Raw genomic sequence first — 18,323 nt, forward strand, 5'->3', positions numbered from 1 at the left:
CTCACCAAGACGACCCCAGTTGTCCCTGCTGCGCCGCCTCCAGCAACCGGTCGCGCAGCTCGCGCGCGTGCCGCCGGCTCACCGGAACATCCCCGACGGGCGTGTGCGCCAGCAGCCCGCCCGTCGTGTCACTGCGCAGCTCCACCACGGCCGACACCGACAGCAGGTAACCCCGGTGCACCCGCGTGAACCCGGTCCCTTCCCAGTACTCCTCGAGCCGCGAGATCGGCATGCGCACCAGGTGCACCCCACCGCGGGTGTGGAGGCGGACGTAATCCCCGTGGGCTTCGACGAACAGCACGTCGTCGCGGCGGACGTACCGCGTGCGGCCGCCCGCGTCGACCGGGAGGGCGGCCATCGCGTCGGGCACCGCGCGCTGGGCCTCCGAAGGCGCCATGCGCACGACCTTCGCCAACGCGGCCGCCAGCCGCTCCGTCCGCACCGGCTTGAGCAGGTAGTCCACCGCGCCGATGCCGTACGCCGCCACGGCATGGCCGTCGTGCGCGGTCACGAACACGATCACCGGCGGCTCCGACAGGCGAGCCAGCAGGGTCGCCAGCTCCAGCCCGTCGAGGCCCGGCATGGAGATGTCGAGGAACACCGCGTCGAAGTGGTCCGCCTGCAACAGCTTCAGCGCGTGCAGCGCATCACCCGCGCCCACGACCTCGCTGACCTCCGGGGCCTCGCGCAGCATCCGGCACAGCTCGTCCAGGGCCGGCGCCAGGTCGTCGACGGCCAGTACCCGCAGCCCGCTCACGGCAGCACCCCCGGCTGGAACCTCGGGACCCGCACGACCACTCGCGTGCCGGCACCCACTTCGGTCTCGACGGTCAGCCCGTACCAGGCGCCGTAGACGTTGCGCAGTCGTCTGTCCACATTGGCCAGACCCAGGCCGCCGCCCTCGGCGACGCGGCCGGCGAGGATGTCGGCCGCGAGCTTCGGGTCCATGCCGACCCCGTCGTCCTCCACGCTGATCACGCAGTCGTTCCCTTCCGCCTGCCCGTGGACCTGCACGAGCCCGGTGGTCGCGCGCGGCTCGATGCCGTGGCGGATGGCGTTCTCCACCAGCGGCTCCAGCACCAGGTACGGCACGGCCACGGCCAGCACCTCCGGCGCCACGCGCACCTGCACCTTCAGCCGTTCGCCCAGCACCGCGCGCTGCAGCGCCAGGTACGTCTCCACCGCGCGGAACTCCTCGGCCACCACGGTGTACTCGCCGTGGCGCGCCAGGCTGTAGCGCGTGTAGTCGGCGAAGTCGAGCATCAGGTCCCGCGCCCGGTCCGGCTCCGAACGCACCAGCGAAGCGATCACCGTCAGCGCGTTGTACACGAAGTGCGGGGACATCTCCGCCCGCAACGCCCGCAGCTCGGCCTGCGCCGCCTGGTCCGCCGACGCCTCGAGCCGGCCGCGTTCCAGGGCCTGCACCACCACGTCGGCCGCCTGCCGCACCACCTCCGAACCCCGCGCGCCCACCACGAGCAACGCGCCGGCCAGCTCGTCGTGGACGTGCAGCGGCACCGCCTCCACGCCGTCGACGACCGCGGGCTCCTCGCTGTGCAGCACCTCGTCGAGCACGTGGGCCACGGTCGCGTCCGGCCCCGGCCGGCCCGACCACAGCAGCGATCCCGACAGGTCCGTGAGCCCCAGGCCGGCCACGCCGAACAGCCGCCGCAGCCCGTGGGCCGCGCGCCGGGCGTGGGTGCCGGCGAGGCCGTCGATGAGGTCGTCGGTGACCTTGCGCGCCGCGGCCAGCACCGGCACCGGGTCGGCGCGCGCGGCGGAGCGCCACGGCAGCCGGACACCCTCGGTCATCGGCGGCCTCCCCTCGGCGACGGAGTCTGGGGGAGTAGATCCTAGCCCCGAACGCGGCGAAGGGGACTTTCCGCGCGGGAAAGTCCCCTTCGCCGCGCTCGGGTCGCTCAGCAGCTCTGCTTGTAGAAGTACTGCGAGTTCGCGTCCATGTCGTCCTTGGTGATGGAGTGCAGCTGCGCGGTGAGGGTCCGCGTCACGGGCTTTCCCTCCAGCGCCGCCACGGCCTGCTGCACGCCCTGGGTGCCGATCGCCGCTGGGTCCTGCGCGATCAGGGCCTGGTACTCGCCCTTCTTCAGGCCGTCCACTTCGGACGGGCTCGCGTCGAAGCCGACCAGGTTGACCTGGCCGATCTTGCCCGCGTTGCGCAGGCCGGTCGCCGCGCCCTCACCGGTGTTGAGGTTGGTCGCGAAGATGCCGATGAGGTCCGGCGTCGACGCCAGCGCCGCGGTGACCTTGGACGCGGCCTGGTCCGGCTCGTTCTGCGTGAACTGAATGCCGGCCGACTTGAGGTTCGGGTGGTTCTTCAGCTCGTCTTCGAAGCCCTTCGCGCGCGCCGCCGTGGTCGACGTGCCGGCGATGGTGTCGAGGATCAGCACCGAGCCCGGCTTGTCGCCCGCGAGCTTCGCCATGGTCTGCGCGGCGAGCTTGCCGCCCGCGGTGTTGTCCGAGGAGATCGACGACTCGGCCACGCTCTTGTCCTGCAGCGCCGTGTCGACCTCGATGATCTTCGTGCCGCGGTTCTTCACCTGCTGGATCGGCGCGAGCATCGCCTGGTCGTCGGTCGGCGCGATGAGCAGCGCGGCCGGCGGGTTGGAGCCCAGCGCGTTGACGATCGTGGTCTGCATGGCGGCGTCGAACTTCTGCGGGGCCTGCGTGGTGAGTTCGTAGCCGAGCTTCTTGGCCTCGTCCTGCGCGCCGCACTGCATCGAGATGTAGAACGGCTCGGCCTGCACCCCCGGCACGAGCGCGAGCTTCTTGGTGGTGATCGTGTTGTTCGCAGAGGTACCGGAGCCGCCGCTCTGGCCCACCTGCCCGGAGCCGCACGCAGCCACCAGCGAAGCCGCCGACGCCAGCGCGCCGGCCGCGATCAGGGTCTTGGTCAGTTTCATCGTCAGCACCTCTTTGTACTCTCGGAAACCGGGGGAACCTGGGGAGTCAGCGGGAGTTGCGGCGCCGCCGGCGCTGCTGGTCGAACCACACGGCGGCGATCAGCACGGCGCCGACCGCGATCATCTGCCAGAAGTCCTGCACGTGCGTGATGTTGAAGCCCTTCTTCAGCACGGCCGGGATGAACACGCCGATCACGGTGCCCAGCACCGAACCGACCCCGCCGAAGAGGCTCGTGCCACCCATCACCGTGGCGGCGATGGCGTTGAGGTTGTCCGTGGTGTGCGCCGAAACCGTGGTCGACGAGTAGTAGGCCAGCGAAAGGAACCCGGCCACCCCGGCCAGGAACCCGGTCAGCGTGTACACCTTGAGCAGGTGCGCCGTCACGCCGATGCCCGAGCGCCGCGCCGCTTCGGCGTTGGAGCCGATGGCGAACGTGTAGCGGCCGAACTTCGTGGTGTGCAGCAGCCACGCGCCGATCAGCGTGATCACCACAGCCACCAGCACGAGGTTGGGGACCCCGCCGAACGACGTGCCGTAGCCCAGCGTCTTGTTCAACGCGGTCGGCACGCTGCGCACGTCCGAACCGCTGTTCAGCAGCAGCGCCGCACCGAGCGCGGCGCCCATCGTGCCGAGGGTGACGATCAGCGGAGGGATTTTCGCCACGGCGATGAGCCAGCCGTTGATCAGGCCCCAGACCGTGCCCGCGACCACGGCGGCCACCAGCCCTGCGAAGATCACGCCCCAACCCGCGCTGGTCGCGTTGCCGCCAGGGCTGAGTGCTTCCATCGTCTTGCCGGCCACCATGCCGGCGAAGATCAGCACGGAGCCCACGGACAGGTCGATGCCGGCGGTGATGATCACGAACGTCATGCCCACCGACAGCACCAGCAGCACCGACGTCTCGATCAGCGTTGTCTGCAGGTTGAACAACGTCGCGAACTCGGCCGGCGCGAGCACGGTGAACACGATGATCAGCGCCACGAGTACGAGCGCGATCCAGAACGTGTTGGCGCCCACGAGCCGCCTGCCCAGCGGCACCTTGCCGAACCCACCGTCCACAGTGGTCTGGATGTCCTTGGTAGGAGTACTCACGCGGCCTCCTCCTGCACGAGGGCGCCGGTCATGGCCGCCACGAGGTCTTCCAGCTTCGTGTCCGCCCCGGCGAACCGGGCCACGCGCTTGCCCAGCCGCAGCACCTCGATGCGGTCGGACACCGACAGCACCTCGGGCATGTTGTGGCTGATCAGCACCACGGCGATGCCCTTGTCGCGCACCTTTTTGATCACGTCGAGCACGCGTTCTCGCTGCACCACCCCGAGCGCGGCCGTCGGCTCGTCCATGAACACGACCTTCGACGCCCACACCACCGACCGCGCCACGGCCACGCTCTGGCGCTGCCCGCCCGAAAGCGACCCGATGGGCACGTCGGTGCTCTGCAGCGTCACGCCGAGACGCTGGAACTCCGCCACGGCTTGCCGGCGCATCTCCGGCTTGTCGAGCATCCCCAGCTTGCCGAGGAAACCCTTGCGGTGGATTTCCCGGCCCAGGAACAGGTTCGCCGCCGGGTCGAGCTCGGGAGCGACGGCCAGGTCCTGGTACACCGTCTCGATCCCGAGCCGCCGTGCGGCCACGGGGGAGTCGAGGTGTACTTCGGAGCCGTCGAGCAGGATCCTGCCGGACGTCGGCTGCTCGGCGCCGGAAAGGCACTTCACGAGCGTCGACTTGCCGGCACCGTTGTCGCCGATCAGGGCCGTGACCTCGCCCGCGCGGGCCTGGAAGGAAGCGCCGCGGAGGGCTTCCACCGAGCCGTAGTGCTTCGTGAGGTCCACCGCGTCCAGCAGGATCTCGCTCATGAGGCCTACCTCTTCTCGGGTGCGGGCGGGCGGCAGCGGATCGCGGTGAGCGAGCCCGACGCCTCGACCTGCCCGGCGTCGAACGGCACCACGTAGGTCTCGCCCTTGGCCAGGGCGAACTCGCCGCCGTGTTCCGTGCGCAGCGTGCCGGCGCCGTCGAGGACCACGAGCACGGAGAACGACGGGTCGAACGCCAGGGAGCCGCCGGTCAGCTGCACGCGGTCGGCGCGGAAGAACTCGTCGGAACCCGCGGCCAGCAGGTCCACCGACGTGGCCTTGTCCTCGGCGGTGTGCTTCACGATCGTGGTGAGCCGCTCGGTGTCCCAGCCGGACGTGTCGAGCGTTTCGATCGCGGTGTCGAAGCCGATGCCGAGGTGGCCCTTCTCCGGCGAGGCCAGGAAGTCACGCCACTCCAGCGTGAGCGAGAAGTCGGTGGGCTGCTGCAGCTCCACCACGAACACGCCCTCGCCGATCGCGTGCGGCAGCCCGGCCGGGATGTACACGGTGTCGCCGGCCTGCACCGGCACGCTGTTGAGCGCGCCCAGCATGCTCGGCGCGTCCTGCTCGCGGGTCCACTCGGCGACGGTCGCCTTGCTCACCGTCTCCTTGAAACCCGGGTACACGCGCGGGTCGTCGCCGTAGGTGCCCACCACGATCCACGCCTCGGTCTTGCCGAAGTGCGAGTCGAAGTGCTTCTCCGCGAAGGAGTCGCTCGGGTGGAAGTGCACGGGCAGCCGCTGGCCCGCGTCGAGCAGCTTCACCAGCAAGCCGGTGGAATCGCCGAGCTTGGCCACGTGCGCGGCACCCAGCCACGCCTCGGCGTTCTCGCGCACGGCGTCGCGCAGCCAGACGCCGCTGGGGAGCTTCGTGAGGCCGTTGGTGTCCTGGCCGAACATCGTGGTGACGGAGCCGACCCAGTCCTCCGGGCCGAACTTCGAGTCCGTACCGGTGGCACCGCGCAGCGCGGCGATCGCGTCGCCACCGCGGTAGAACTGCGGCGGCTGGTTGGCCGGGAGCCGGATCGGTTCGAGGTGCGTGCTCACGGGGTGACCTCACCGGAACCACGGGCGACAAGATGCACGGGCAGGACTACCTTTCTGGGTGCGGACTGATCCCCCTGGATCCGCGCGAACAGCAGCTCTGCCGCCGCGTGCCCCAGGGCGCTGACGTCGTGGGCGACCACCGTCACGGGCGGGTCCAGCAGGTCCGCCAGCTCGAAGTCGTCGAAACTCACCATCGCGGGCCGGTGCTCGGCGTGGGCCAGGGCGCGCAGCAGGTGCACGGCCACGCGGTTGTTGCCCGCGATCACCGCCGTCGCGGCCGACGGACCCGTCAGCAGCGTCGCGACGGCGTGGGCGATCGTCTCGGGCGTCGGCGTGCGCATCACCACGAGGCTCTCGTCGTAGGAGACGCCGTTGCGCACGCAGCCTTCGCGGAAGCCGCGCAGCCGCTCGGCCGCGGTGAAGATGTCGGGGCTGTCACCGAGGAACGCGATCCGGCGGTGCCCGTGGCGCACCAGGTGCGTGACCGCGTCGATGGTGCCGCCGAGGTTGTCCACGAGCACGGTGTCGGCCACGATGTCGCCGGCCGGGCGGTCGAGGAACACCACGGGCGTGCCCGCGCGCATCTCCGGCACGAGGTAGCCGTGCTGCATGCCCGCCGGGACCACGAGGATCCCGTCGACCCGGCGCGCGCAGAACTCCAGCGCCAGCTCGCGTTCGCGGTCGGAGTTCTCCTCCGACGAACCGGTGAGCACGTGGCGGCCGAACGACGTGGCGATGCGCTCGACCGCGCGGTTGAGCTCGGAGTAGAACGGGTTGCCGACGTCTTCGACGATGAGGCCGATCGTGCCCGTGGTCGAGCCGCGACGCAGGTTGCGGGCGCCGAGGTTGCGCCGGAACCCGAGCTGCTCGATGGCCGCCACCACGCGCTCGGCGGTGTCGGGGTGGACCGCGGGCTCGTCGTTGACCACCCGGGACACGGTCTTGATGCTGACGCCGGCGAGCCGGGCCACATCGCTCATCGTGGCCCGTCGGCTCGCCGGGCGGGGAAGCCCGTCCGCTTCCCGGCCATGAGGAGACAACGTTGTCATAGTGGCGCAGATTGCACACCACAGGCCGGGTCGCTGTCAATGCCCGCTTCGCGCCGAACGGGGTTCAGCCTGCGAAAGTTGTGAGGCAGATGGCTGATCACTGTGTCCTGAACCAGACAGGCTTCCACGCACGACTTGACGTTTTCGTGAACGATTGCCCAAGGTTGCCCGCATCGACGGTGTGCGCGACAAGGTTGTCATCCCACTCCTGAGCGGCCCTGACGGCCGAGTCGCGCCGACGACTGGAGAGGCGATGGCGATGGCGCGAGCGCGCTGGAGAGCCGGACTGATCTTCCTGACCACGGCGGTGGTGGCGGCGGTCGCGCCGGCCACCGCGGCCGTGGCGGCGAAAGCCCCGGACACCGATTTCGCGAAGTGGGTGAACCCCTTCGTCGGAACCCGGCCGGGCGGCGAGGACCACGGCACCGGTGGCGGTGCCGGCAACACGTTCCCCGGCGCAGTGGCGCCGTTTGGGATGGTGCAGTGGAGCCCGGACACGGTGAAGTCGCAGCCGGGCGGCTACTTCTACGACGACAACGCCCTCACCGGCTTCAGCCTCACGCACCTCTCGGGTGCCGGCTGCTCGACGTACGAGGACATCCCGTTCATCCCGTACGTCGGCGAGGTCAGCACCTCGCCCGCGACGGACCCGGGCCACTACACGTCGAAGTTCAGCCACGACAACGAGCACGCCACCGCGGGCGAGTACGACGTCACCCTCGACAGCGGCGCGAAGGTCGAGCTGAGCGCGACGCAGCGCACCGGCTCCGCGCGCCTGACCTACCCCGCCGGCGCGTCCTCGACGCTGCTGGTCAACACGTCCGGCTCGGTCAACGGCACCGACGACGCGTCGATCACCATCGGCAAGGACACCATCAGCGGCTGGGCGACCAGCGGCCGCTTCTGCGGCGCGCAGAACACCTACCGCGTGTACTTCTCGGCCAAGTTCGACACCCCGTTCGCCTCGATCGGCACGTGGAAGAACGGCGCGGTGACGCCCGGCAAGACGTCGGAGACCGGCGGGGCTCGCGCGAAGGTGGCGCAGCCGAACGGCGTGAACGCCGCCATCGCCCGCCCGGCCAAGGCCAAGACGCAGGACACCACCGTGAGCGGCCCCGGCAGCGGCGGCTACGTGACCTTCGCGAACCTCAACGGCGCGCAGGTCAACGTGCAGGTCGGCCTGTCGTTCGTGTCCGTGGACGGCGCGAAGGCGAACCTGAAGGCCGAGAACAACGGCAAGAAGTCCTTCGACCAGATCGCGGCCGGCGCGCGCAAGGCGTGGAACGACCAGCTCGGCAAGGTCGCCGTCAGCGGCGGCGCCGACGCGGACATGACGACGTTCTACACGTCGCTGTACCACTCGCTGATCCAGCCGAACGTGTTCTCCGATGTAGACGGTTCCTACCCGGGCTTCGACGGCCGGATCCACAAGGCCGACAAGGGCCACGCGATGTACACCAACTTCTCCGGCTGGGACATCTACCGCTCGGAGATCCCGCTGCTGGCCACGATCGACCCGGCCCAGACGTCGGACATCGTGCGCTCGATGATGGCCTACGCCGAGCAGGGCGGCTCGTGGGACCGCTGGACCGTGGCCAACGACTACACCGGCGTGATGAACGGCGACCCGTACCACATCATCGTCTCCAGCGCCTACGCCTTCGGCGCGCGTGACTTCGACGCCCAGAAGGCGTTGCTGCTGATGATCAAGGGCGCCACCCAGCCCACCCAGGGCTACACCGAGCGGCCCGGCCTCGCCGACTACATGCGGCTGGGCTACGTACCCGGCGCCGGCGCGGACACCCTCGAGTACACCAGCGCCGACTTCGCCATCGCGCAGTTCGCGAAGCGCCTCGGCGACAGCGCCACCTACACCACGTTCATGAAGCGCGCGCAGAACTGGCAGAACCTCTACAACCCGGGCACCGGCCACCTGCAGCCGCGCAACGCCGACGGCTCGTTCGCCGGCACGTACGACCCGGCCAGCTCGCAGGGCTGGGTCGAGGGCAACGGCGCGCAGTACGAGTGGATGGTTCCCTACGACCTCGGCGGCGTCGTCTCGGCGTTCGGCGGCGACACGGCGACCCAGTCGCGGCTGGACACCTTCTTCACGCAGCTGAACGCCGGCACCCAGCTGCCGTACGCGTTCATGGGCAACGAGCCGAACTCCAACGCGCCCTACGTCTACTCGTACGCGGGTGCCCCGGCCAAGACGCAGTCCATCGTGCACCGGTCGATGGACGAGCTCTACAACCCGCGTCCCGAGGGCCTGATCGGCAACGACGACCTCGGCCAGATGTCGGCCTGGTACGTGTGGTCCGCGCTGGGCGTCTACCCGGAGATCCCGGGCCGCGCCGAGGTGCTGCTGTCCACGCCGCGGTTCGAGCACGCCGTGCTCACGACGGGCGCGGGCAAGAAGATCACGATCAACGCGCCCGGCACCGGTGACTACGTCGGCTCGCTGAAGGTCAACGGCGGTGCGGCCACCAAGGCGTGGCTGCCCGAGGCCCTGATCTCGACCGGCGGCACGCTCGACTTCACCCGCTCGGCCACGGCCACCCAGTGGGGCGCCGCGGCGGCCGACGCCCCGCCGTCGTTCCGCGAGCAGGAGAAGCCGAGCCTCGCGTTCGCCAACCCGGCCCGCGTGGTGACCCCGGCGGGCTCGACCGTGACGGCGAGCGTCGGCGTGCAGGACCTGTCCGGCACCGCGAAGACGTGGACCTACACCGCGGGCAGCGCCGACGGCATCACGCTGTCGCCGGCGTCGGGCTCGGTCGCCGTGCCGGCCAACGGCAAGGCGCAAGCCACGGTCAACGTCACCGTCCCCGCGGGCACCGCCGACGGCGCCCGCCGCATCCCGGTCACGTTCTCCGCGCCGGGGCTGGCGAGCACCGAGGCCGTGCTGACGGTGCTCGTGGCTCAGCCGGGCAGCTGGCTGGCCACAGTGGACAACGCTGGCATCTCGCCCGACTCCGACTCGACGAAGGCCAACTTCGACGGCGGCGGCTGGAGCTACTCGGCCGACGCGCTGGCCGCGGCCGGTGCCAAGCCGGGCGGCACGGTGACGAGCGACGGGCTGAACTTCACCTGGCCCTCGTTCCCGGCGGGCGACCCCGACAACGTGGTGGCGAACGGCCAGAAGGTGACCGTGACCGGCTCGGGCCGGCTCGAGCTGCTCGGCGCCGGCTCCAACGGCAACGCGCAGGGCACGCTCACCATCACCTACACCGACGGCACCACGTCCACCGCCACGGTCGGCGTGTCCGACTGGACGCTCGGCGGCGGCGGTGCGCAGCCGTCGTTCGGCAACCGGATCGTGCTGTCCACGCCGTACCGCAACGCTTCGGGCACCGACCCGCAGCAGATTCGCACGATGGTGTTCGGCACCGCGCCGATCACCCTCGACGCCGGCAAGACGGTGGCGAGCGTGACGTTGCCGTCGAACGTCAGCGGCGGCGTGATGCACATCTTCGCCATCGCTGTCGGCTGATCTTCGCCAGTCCGTGATCCGTGGAGGGCTCCTCGTCCGAGGGGTCCTCCACGGACCCGTTTCGGGAGGGAGCTCGATGAGGAGCAGAACACTGGCGGGCGCGCTCGCGCTCGCCGTCGTGGCGGCCGGCCTCACGCCGGTCACGGCCTCGGCCGGACCGGCCGACGCGCTGGAGTCGGTGAATACGTTCATCGGCACGCAGGACGAGGGCAACACGTTCCCCGGCGCCTCGGCGCCGTTCGGCATGGTGCAGGTTTCACCGTCGACCACGCACTACGCCGGCTACCTCTACACCGACACCGCGATCCGCGGCTTCGGCCACTTCTACCTGTCCGGCGCGGGTTGCTGGGAACAGGGCGGCCTGGTGCAGACCCTGCCCACCACCGGGGACGTCGGCCCGGGCGCGGCCTTCGACACGACCAAGCCCGCCACCTTCGACAACGCCAATTACGCCGCGCCCTACACCCACGACGGCGAGGTCGGGAAACCCGGCTACTACAAGGTGCACCTGACCGGTTACGGCGGCGTCGACGTGGAGACCACGGCCTCGACGCGCAGCGGCGTCGAGCGCTACACGTTCGACAAGTCCGGTCCCGCCAACGTGTTCGTGAACGTCGGGCAGGCCAACGCCAAGGAGCCCGTGACCGGCAGCAGCGTGCGGATCGTCGACGACCACACGATCTCCGGCACCGTCGAGTCGCAGGCCTTCTGCGGCGGCAAGGCCTACACGACGTACTTCACCACGAAGTTCGACAAGCCGTTCTCCAGCTACGGCACCTGGTCGCCGACGGGTGGCACGCCCGGCAGCAAGTCGTCGGAAGGCGGCGCGGGCCTGCGCGGCGCGTGGCTGACCTTCCCGAAGGGCGACCAGATCACGGCCACCACGTCGATCTCCCAGGTGGACGCCCACGGCGCCGACGTGAACCTCGCCGCCTCGCGCGTGCGCCCGTTCGACGCGGTGAAGGCCGACGCGCAGCGCACGTGGCGCCAGGAACTGTCCAGTGTGGACATCACCGGCGGCACGCCCGATGAGCGCACGGTGTTCTACACCTCGCTCTACCACGCGTTCCTGCAGCCGCTCACCGCGAACGACGCCGACGGCCGCTACTACGGCTTCGACAAGAAGATCCACCGCGCGATCGGCTGGACGTACTACGACTTCTTCTCGCTGTGGGACACCTACCGCAGCCAGAACCAGCTGCTCGCGCTGCTGAAGCCCGACCGGGCGCGCGACATCGCGAAGAGCATCCTCGCGATCCACGAGGAGGGCGGCTGGCTGCCGCGGTGGGCGTACGCGAGCCAGGAGACGAACACGATGACCGGCGACCCGGTCACGCCGTTCCTGGTCGACCTGTGGCGCTTCGGCGCGCTGAAGGGCGACGAAGTCGAGGCGTACGAGGCGCTGCTGCAGAACTCGCAGCAGATCCCGCCGGCGTCCTCGCCGTTCCAGGGCCGCTCGGGCAACGCGAGCTACCAGGCCGACGGGTTCGTGCAGTACGACCCGAACTTCCCGAAGAAGGGCCAGGACACCGACCCGAACCACGGCGCTTCGGCCACCCTGGAGTACGCGCTCGGCGACTGCTCGCTCTCGGCCATGGCCGCCGCGCTGGGCAAGAAGCAGGACGCGGCCGCGTTGGCCGCGAAGGGCCGCACGTACCAGACGCTGTGGGACCCGACCGTGACCGACCGCGGTTTCACCGGCTTCTTCCGCCCGAAGGTCTCCGGCGGCGACTGGTTCACGCCCGCGGGCCAGGCCTACAGCCCGCAGAGCCAGGACGGCTTCCACGAGGGCACCGCGTGGCAGTACCAGTGGCTGGTGCAGCAGGACGTGCCCGGCCTGATGAAGGAGATGGGCGGCGCCGACAACACCCACGCGCGCCTCGACGACTTCTTCGCCTACGACGACCTCGTGAAGGACCCGGCGAAGACCGTTCGCGAGGAATGGGTCGTCGGTCCGTATTCGTACTACAACCAGTTCCGCTACAACCCCAACAACGAACCCGACCTGCACTCGCCGTGGATGTACACGCTCACCGGCCAGCCGTGGAAGACCTCCGCGGTGGTGCGCGCGGCCCACACGCTGTTCACGAACGCCCCCAACGGCGTCACGGGCAACGACGACCTCGGCACCATGTCGGCGTGGTACGTCTTCAGCGCGCTCGGCCTCTACCCGGCCGTACCCGGTACCGGGAACTTCGTGCTCAACGCGCCGCAGTTCGCGAAGTCCGTGCTGCACCTGCAGAACGGGCGTTCGGTCACCATCAAGGCACCGGGGGCCGACGGGGCGAAGCTCCAGTACGTCCGCGGACTGAAGGTGGGCGACGGGCGGCAGGCGCAGCCTTCGGACAAGTCCTACGTGAGCGTCGAGCAGCTGCGGCGCGGGACCACACTGGACTTCACGCTGACCGCCGACGCCGCGCAGGCCACGTGGGCAACATCACCTTCGTCGGCGCCGCCGTCACCGTGTGCCGGTTAGTGTCCGGTTGAGGACTATCCGTGAAGGCTCTTTCCCGGAATGCGAGACCGGGAAGGGGCCTTCACGGTTTTCCGGGCATTTCCCCACGGTTTCCCGCAGTGGTCCAGACCATATTCGGGAGGGTCCGTGAGGATAGTCACGGGCCCCGGTGTTCCGGTGAGGGCCGTCACGCCTCACACTGGTGTCATACGCGTCCGACAGTGCTGTTGACGTCAAGCGGGTAGTCCCCCTTGGACAGTGCGCCGGACGCGTTTTTGTGTGTGCAGGCAGCACGCACCCGTGTGACGCACAGGAGGAAAGTCGTGTCCAGCAAGGCCGCTCTCGTGTTCCGCGTGGCCGCAGTCGCCGAAGCCCTGTCCTGGGCCGCGTTGCTGATCGGGATGTTTCTCAAGTACGTCGTGCACTCCTCCGGTGAGGGCGGCGTGCCCGTCATCGGCATGGTCCACGGCGTGATCTTCGTGCTCTACGTCGTGGTCTCCCTGTCCGTCGCCAAGCCGCTCGGCTGGCGCCCGAAGACCCTGGTGCTCGCGCTGCTGTCCAGCATCCCGCCGCTGTTCACCTGGATCTTCGAGAAGTGGGCCCTGCGCAACGGCCGCCTCGACGGCCCCCAGCGCCTGACCCACGGCGGTGTCGGCCTGTTCGAGTCCCGCGTGCCGGAGACCGTCAACGCCTGAGTTCCCCGCTTTTCGACGGGCCCGTACGACCTCGTGTCGTGCGGGCCCGTCTCGCGTTCCGGCGTTATTCGCTGAAGTCGCCCGACGAGCGGCGGACCTTGGTGAGCAGGTCGGTGAGCTGCTCGACCTGCCGCTCGGTGAGCCCCGTGAGCCCGAAGTCGATGCCCGTCACGGCGGCCGTCGCGGCTTCGCGGCGCGCGCGGCCGTCGTCGGTGATCTCGACCAGCGTCGTGCGCCGGTCGGTGGGGTGCGGCACGCGCTTCACGAGCCCGTCGCGCTCGAGGCGGTCGACTATGTTGGTGACACTGGTGGGGTGCAACTGCAGCCGCTCGCCCATCACCCGCATCGGCAGCCGCGAGTTGCGGGCGAAGGTGAGCAGCACGAGCGCCTCGTAGCGGGCGAACGTGAGGCCGTGCGGCTTGAGCGAGCCGTCGACCGCCGACTGGATGATCTGTTGCACCCGCATCAGACCGGTGACCGCGGCCATGGTTCCGGCGGGACCGATCCGGTCCTCCCAGAGCTCGGCCGCACGGGCGATCGGGTCGAACGGCAGCGGTCGGTTCATGACAAACGAAGTTACCAGCGGGTACCCGGAAGACGGCGATCGCCCTGCTCAGCCGCCATTGTTTTCCTCTGATGAAAGGATCCCGACATGATCGTCGCGTTCAGCGTGAGCCCCTCCGGCGGCGACCCGGACGCCGGGGTGAGCGAGGCCGTCTCCCGTGCCGTGAAGGTCGTCCGCGACAGCGGCCTGCCGAACTCCACGAACGCGATGTTCACGAACGTCGAAGGCGAGTGGGACGAGGTGATGGCCGTCGTGAAGCAGGCCGTGCAAGCCGCGGGGGAGGGGTCGGCGCGCGTCGGCCTCGTGCTGAAGGCCGACATCCGCCCGGGCTACGACACGGGCCAGCTGACCGCGAAGGTCGACCGCGTGGAAGCGCACCTGCGCGAGGACTGAGCGCCTACGGCAGCGGCGGGGTGAACGCGACGGTCCACCGGCCTTCCTCCCTGGTCACCGCCAGGGAGTAGGTGAACCGCGACCCGTGCGTCACCCCGCTGACCACCGCGCGCGTCGGGGCGTGGTCGTCGGGGACGAGTTGCACGGCGATGTCGCGCACGTCCTCTTCGCCGAGCACGGCCACGTAGTCGTCGGCGAAGTCGGAGGCGCCCGAGCCCGGGTAGTCGAGCAGGTCTTCGAGCCCGCCGGAGTCGCGGGCGACCAGGGCGCTGCGCAGCGAGTCCCGCAGGGCGACGGGCGAGGGCGCGCCCGGGTCCGGCTGGTTCGCGATGAGCAGCGTGATCGCCACGACCCACGCCACGCCCACCCCGACGGCCACCGCCACGGTGGCGTTGCGCCGGCTCAGCATCACGGCCTCCCTGATCTTTCCGCGTGAGCATGCCCGAGCCGGGCGCTCCTGCCAATCGCGGCGCGAGTGCGCCACCCGGGCACCGGCGGTGAAATGTCCCGCCGCCCCGTGCCAGGATGGAGGGCGTGACACACCCACGCGGATCTGCAGCGAACTCAGCGGCCATGTCCGCCGCACTGTCCGGCGCGGTCGACCTGTCCGCGCTCAAGGCCCGGGCCGAGGCGTCCCGGAGCCAGCCCCCCGCGCCGCCCGCGGGTGCGGCGCCGGCCGGGGGCGGCGCGCCGCCGTCGGACGTCATCATGGATGTGACGGAAGCCACGTTCCAGACCGACGTCGTCGAGCGCTCGCTCAACCAGCTCGTGCTCGTGGACCTGTGGGCCGACTGGTGCGGCCCGTGCAAGCAGCTCAGCCCCGTGCTGGAGCGCCTCGCCACCGAAGCGGCCGGCGCGTGGGTGCTCGCCCGCGTCGACGTGGACGCCAACCCGCGCATCGCGCAGCTGTTCGGCGCCCAGTCGATCCCGACCGTCGTCGCGATCGGCGGCGGCCAGCCCGTGGACGCGTTCTCCGGCGCCCTGCCGGAGCCCGAGATCCGCAAGTGGCTGAACGCGCTGCTCGACGCCCTGCGCGACAAGCTCCCCGGCATCCGCGCCGCCGAGGAGGTCCGCGGCCCGATCGAGGAGCCCGAGGACCCGCGCTTCACCGAGGCCGAGGAAGCCTTCGAGCAGGGCGACTTCGCCGCCGCGCAGGCCGCCTACGAGCGCATCCTCGACGCCGAGCCCGCCAACGAGCTGGCCAAGAACGCCCTGGCCCAGGTCAAGTTCACCGCCCGCGCCGAAGCGGCCGACCCGGACGCCCGCACCAAGGCCGACGCCGACCCGTCGAACCTCGACGCCCAGCTCGCGGCCGCCGACCTGGAGATCGCGGAGCAGGACGTGGAAGCCGCGTTCACCCGCCTGATCGACACCGTCCGCCGCACCGCCGGCGACGACCGCAACCGCGTCCGCGAACACCTGGTCGCGCTCTTCGACCTGTTCGACCCGGCCGACGAGCGCGTGATGAAGGCCCGCCGCAACCTGGCGAGCGCCCTGTTCTGACCCGTTCCACCACGAAGGCCCCCGATCCGCGATCGGGGGCCTTCGTCGTCCGGCGGCGAAACGATCGTGCTCCACTAGCCTCACGGACGTGCGCATCTCCAGCCTGCGAGGAAAAACCGCCCTGGTCACGGGCGCCGGTCGCGGACTGGGCCGCGCCCTCGCCCTGGGCCTGGCCGAACGCGGCGCCGAAGTCGTCCTCGTCGCCCGTTCCGAGGCGGAGCTCGCGAAGACGGCCGAGCTCGCCGCCGGCCCCACCCGGGTCATCCCGGCCGACCTCGGCAGTCCCGCCGAAGTCGCCGCGCTCGTGGAGGGGGCCGGCCCGGTCGACGTGCTGGTCAACAACGCCGCCGTGACCCGGCCCGTCGCCCCCACGGCCGAGGTCGACCCGGCCGATTTCGCGGCCGCGATCGCGACCAACCTCACCGCGCCGGTCACGCTCACCCTCGGCCTGCTGCCCGGGATGCTCACCCGCGGCTGGGGTCGCGTCGTCAACGTCTCCAGCGGCGTCGCCACGCACCCCGGCTCGCTCATCGGCGGCAACGCCTACACCACGACCAAGGCCGCGCTGGAAGCCCACAGCCGCAACCTCGCCGCGGAGCTCGCGGGCACGGGCGTGACCGTGAACGTCTACCAGCCGGGCATGGTCGACACCGCGATGCAGACGGAAATCCGGGGCGACCTCGGCCGTGGCCTCGCCGAACCCGTCCGCCGCGGGTTCGCCGACGCGTACGAAAACGGCGTCCTCATCACCCCGGAGGCGTCCGCGGCGGGGCTGCTCGACCACCTGCTCGGCGACGACAACGGCGTCACCTGGGACGCACCCGGCTTCGGCTGAACCTCGGCCAGGCGCGTTTCCAGCATTCCTGGAAATTCCGGCCACACCGATTTTCCAGCCTGGGTGGAAAATCGGGTCAGCCGTACTGCTTCGAACAGACCGAAGACCCCTCGAGATACCCCCGCCGCAGGGACTCGACTCGGTCGAAACCGCTGTCGGGCCGCTTGCCGTTCACGTCCGCCGACACCAGGCCCTGCGGCCGCAGCAGATCGGCGATCGCCTCGTCGAGGTCGCCGGCGGACAGACGCAGCGAGCCGGGCCGGTTCGTGAACGCCGCCCAGGCGCCGACCAAGCACGACGTCCGCAGCCCGGCGTTCGGGTTGTCCAGCGAAGCCCCCACGCCCTTCTGGATCCCCAGCGCGTATCGGGACGCCACCTCCGCGAACGCCGCGAAGTCGCCCAGGCCCGAACTCTGCTGCCCGGACGCCTCGGCCTCCTCGTCCACCGGCTGAGCCAGCGCCGTGAGCCGCGAAACGTCGATGTTCACCGTGTTGTCGGCCGGGCAGTAGGACGCGGGCGGGGTCGACGGCCCACCCGAGCAGCTGCCGCTCCCGGGCACGATCGTCGGCGCCTTCACTCCCGCACCACCGAACGCCGAGTCGAGGCTCGACTTCAGCAGCGCGAGGGTCTGCTCGGAGATCTTCGCGTCGCCCTTGCCCTTGTCGCCGCTGTCGAACGGCCGCTCGGTGAGCCGCTCCTGCACGTTCTGCGCGTTCATGCCCGCGCACTCCTTCGGGCCCTTCTCGAACCCGGACTGGAACGCGAACGTCCGGTCGAACGCGGTGCCGTGGGCTTGGCGGTCGGTGGCGCTCGTGCCGGCCTGGTCGCGGATGAAGAACATCGCGGCCATGATCTGGTCGAGGCCCTCGGCCGTGGACACCTGGTAGTACTTGCTCTTGCCCTCGGCCACCCAGCGGAAGTAGCTGCCCGCGAAGCAGTCGGCCTGCTGCTCCTTCACCACGCTCGGCGTGCTCTTCGTGATGCCGGCCTTCGGCCCGAGCCGGTACTGGATCGCGTGGCCGAACTCGTGCGCCAGCACGGTGACCACCGACATCGGCCCGAAGCGCTGGCGCAGCATCGGCAGCAGCACGCCGCGGTCCCAGGCCACCGAGTCGTCGGCGGAGCAGTAGAACGCGTTCACGAGCTTCTTCACGCTGCCGCACGCCGTGTTCTCGGTGTCGGTGCGCGAGTCGTAGGACAGCAGCGACGTCACGGGCTTGAAGTCCTGTCCGAAGTCGGTTGGCAGGGCCTCGCCCCAGTAGGCCTCGACGTCGGCGATCGCGGCCGTGGCGAGCTGGTCGTCCTGGCCGCCCTCGGCGTTCTTCACGGTCAGGTTCGGCTTCGGCGCGCCACTCTTGAGGCCGCTGTCGAAGTGGGTCACGGGCAGGCCCGCGACGTTGCCGGCCCCCGGCGTGATCGGTCCGGCCGAACCAGTTCCGCACGCCGCCGCGCCCAGCGCGGCCACCACCGCGAGCGCCAGCAGCGCTCCCCCTCGCCTCATCACGCCCGGGACCCTACCC

At 70.5% G+C, this 18,323-nt stretch carries 16 protein-coding genes; 6 read left to right on the forward strand and 10 right to left on the reverse strand.

Annotated elements, in window-relative coordinates:
• Window position 1 precedes the first annotated feature (1 nt).
• The 7 genes from AB0878_RS12325 to AB0878_RS12355 all read right to left on the reverse strand — a co-directional run bounded on the left by AB0878_RS12325 (window position 2) and on the right by AB0878_RS12355 (window position 6,798).
• Window positions 2-757 carry a LytTR family DNA-binding domain-containing protein gene (locus tag AB0878_RS12325; protein ID WP_366579171.1) on the reverse strand — a complete coding sequence of 252 codons (756 nt, stop codon included), beginning with the start codon at window positions 755-757 and terminating at the stop codon, window positions 2-4.
• Window positions 754-1,812 carry a histidine kinase gene (locus tag AB0878_RS12330; protein ID WP_366579173.1) on the reverse strand — a complete coding sequence of 353 codons (1,059 nt, stop codon included), beginning with the start codon at window positions 1,810-1,812 and terminating at the stop codon, window positions 754-756. Before AB0878_RS12330 ends, AB0878_RS12325 begins: the two co-directional genes overlap by 4 nt.
• A gap of 107 nt (window positions 1,813-1,919) precedes the next feature.
• Window positions 1,920-2,921 carry an ABC transporter substrate-binding protein gene (locus AB0878_RS12335; RefSeq protein ID WP_366579175.1) on the reverse strand — a complete coding sequence of 334 codons (1,002 nt, stop codon included), beginning with the start codon at window positions 2,919-2,921 and terminating at the stop codon, window positions 1,920-1,922.
• Between the two features lie 46 nt (window positions 2,922-2,967).
• The gene (locus tag AB0878_RS12340; protein WP_366579177.1) at window positions 2,968-4,014 is read right to left on the reverse strand and encodes an ABC transporter permease; all 1,047 of its coding nucleotides are present in this window, start codon (window positions 4,012-4,014) and stop codon (window positions 2,968-2,970) included.
• Window positions 4,011-4,775 carry an ATP-binding cassette domain-containing protein gene (locus tag AB0878_RS12345; protein ID WP_366579178.1) on the reverse strand — a complete coding sequence of 255 codons (765 nt, stop codon included), beginning with the start codon at window positions 4,773-4,775 and terminating at the stop codon, window positions 4,011-4,013. The genes AB0878_RS12340 and AB0878_RS12345 overlap by 4 nt, the downstream gene beginning before the upstream one ends.
• A gap of 5 nt (window positions 4,776-4,780) precedes the next feature.
• A complete protein-coding gene (locus tag AB0878_RS12350; RefSeq protein ID WP_366579180.1) occupies window positions 4,781-5,818 on the reverse strand; it encodes a class I mannose-6-phosphate isomerase in 1,038 nt (345 codons plus the stop codon).
• Window positions 5,815-6,798 (reverse strand): LacI family DNA-binding transcriptional regulator, encoded by a 984-nt coding sequence (locus tag AB0878_RS12355; RefSeq protein ID WP_366579182.1) that lies wholly within the window; start codon window positions 6,796-6,798, stop codon window positions 5,815-5,817. The genes AB0878_RS12350 and AB0878_RS12355 overlap by 4 nt, the downstream gene beginning before the upstream one ends.
• A gap of 322 nt (window positions 6,799-7,120) precedes the next feature.
• Here AB0878_RS12355 and AB0878_RS12360 point away from each other — a divergent pair, with 322 nt between their 5' ends.
• From AB0878_RS12360 to AB0878_RS12370, 3 genes are all read left to right on the forward strand, one after another.
• Entirely contained in the window at window positions 7,121-10,357 is a 3,237-nt protein-coding gene (locus AB0878_RS12360) for a GH92 family glycosyl hydrolase (RefSeq protein ID WP_366579184.1), read from the forward strand.
• Between the two features lie 76 nt (window positions 10,358-10,433).
• Complete coding sequence (locus AB0878_RS12365; protein ID WP_366579185.1) at window positions 10,434-12,833, forward strand: GH92 family glycosyl hydrolase; 2,400 nt, start codon at window positions 10,434-10,436, stop codon at window positions 12,831-12,833.
• Between the two features lie 302 nt (window positions 12,834-13,135).
• Window positions 13,136-13,507, forward strand: coding sequence for a DUF3817 domain-containing protein (locus tag AB0878_RS12370; protein WP_360600889.1), 372 nt, complete (start codon window positions 13,136-13,138; stop codon window positions 13,505-13,507).
• A gap of 64 nt (window positions 13,508-13,571) precedes the next feature.
• Here the strand turns inward: AB0878_RS12370 and AB0878_RS12375 are convergent, their stop codons facing one another.
• Window positions 13,572-14,072: a MarR family transcriptional regulator gene (locus AB0878_RS12375; RefSeq protein WP_366579187.1), complete on the reverse strand. Its 501-nt coding sequence runs from the start codon at window positions 14,070-14,072 to the stop codon at window positions 13,572-13,574.
• Between the two features lie 87 nt (window positions 14,073-14,159).
• Here AB0878_RS12375 and AB0878_RS12380 point away from each other — a divergent pair, with 87 nt between their 5' ends.
• Entirely contained in the window at window positions 14,160-14,465 is a 306-nt protein-coding gene (locus tag AB0878_RS12380; RefSeq protein WP_220237532.1) for a thiamine-binding protein, read from the forward strand.
• Window positions 14,466-14,469: 4 nt separating this feature from the next.
• Here the strand turns inward: AB0878_RS12380 and AB0878_RS12385 are convergent, their stop codons facing one another.
• Window positions 14,470-14,874, reverse strand: coding sequence for a hypothetical protein (locus AB0878_RS12385; RefSeq protein WP_366579189.1), 405 nt, complete (start codon window positions 14,872-14,874; stop codon window positions 14,470-14,472).
• Between the two features lie 164 nt (window positions 14,875-15,038).
• Here AB0878_RS12385 and AB0878_RS12390 point away from each other — a divergent pair, with 164 nt between their 5' ends.
• Together AB0878_RS12390 and AB0878_RS12395 are read left to right on the forward strand one after the other, a co-directional pair.
• On the forward strand, window positions 15,039-15,968 hold the full coding sequence (locus tag AB0878_RS12390) for a tetratricopeptide repeat protein (RefSeq protein WP_366579191.1): 930 nt from the start codon (window positions 15,039-15,041) through the stop codon (window positions 15,966-15,968).
• A gap of 88 nt (window positions 15,969-16,056) precedes the next feature.
• Window positions 16,057-16,803, forward strand: coding sequence for an SDR family oxidoreductase (locus tag AB0878_RS12395; RefSeq protein WP_366579192.1), 747 nt, complete (start codon window positions 16,057-16,059; stop codon window positions 16,801-16,803).
• Between the two features lie 76 nt (window positions 16,804-16,879).
• On the opposite strand, the gene AB0878_RS12400 is transcribed toward AB0878_RS12395, so the two are convergent.
• Complete coding sequence (locus AB0878_RS12400; protein WP_366579363.1) at window positions 16,880-18,304, reverse strand: neutral zinc metallopeptidase; 1,425 nt, start codon at window positions 18,302-18,304, stop codon at window positions 16,880-16,882.
• Between the last annotated feature and the right edge of the window lie 19 nt (window positions 18,305-18,323).

The organism is Amycolatopsis sp. NPDC047767, assembly GCF_040704195.1.
In the GTDB taxonomy this organism is placed as follows: Bacteria; Actinomycetota; Actinomycetes; order Mycobacteriales; family Pseudonocardiaceae; genus Amycolatopsis.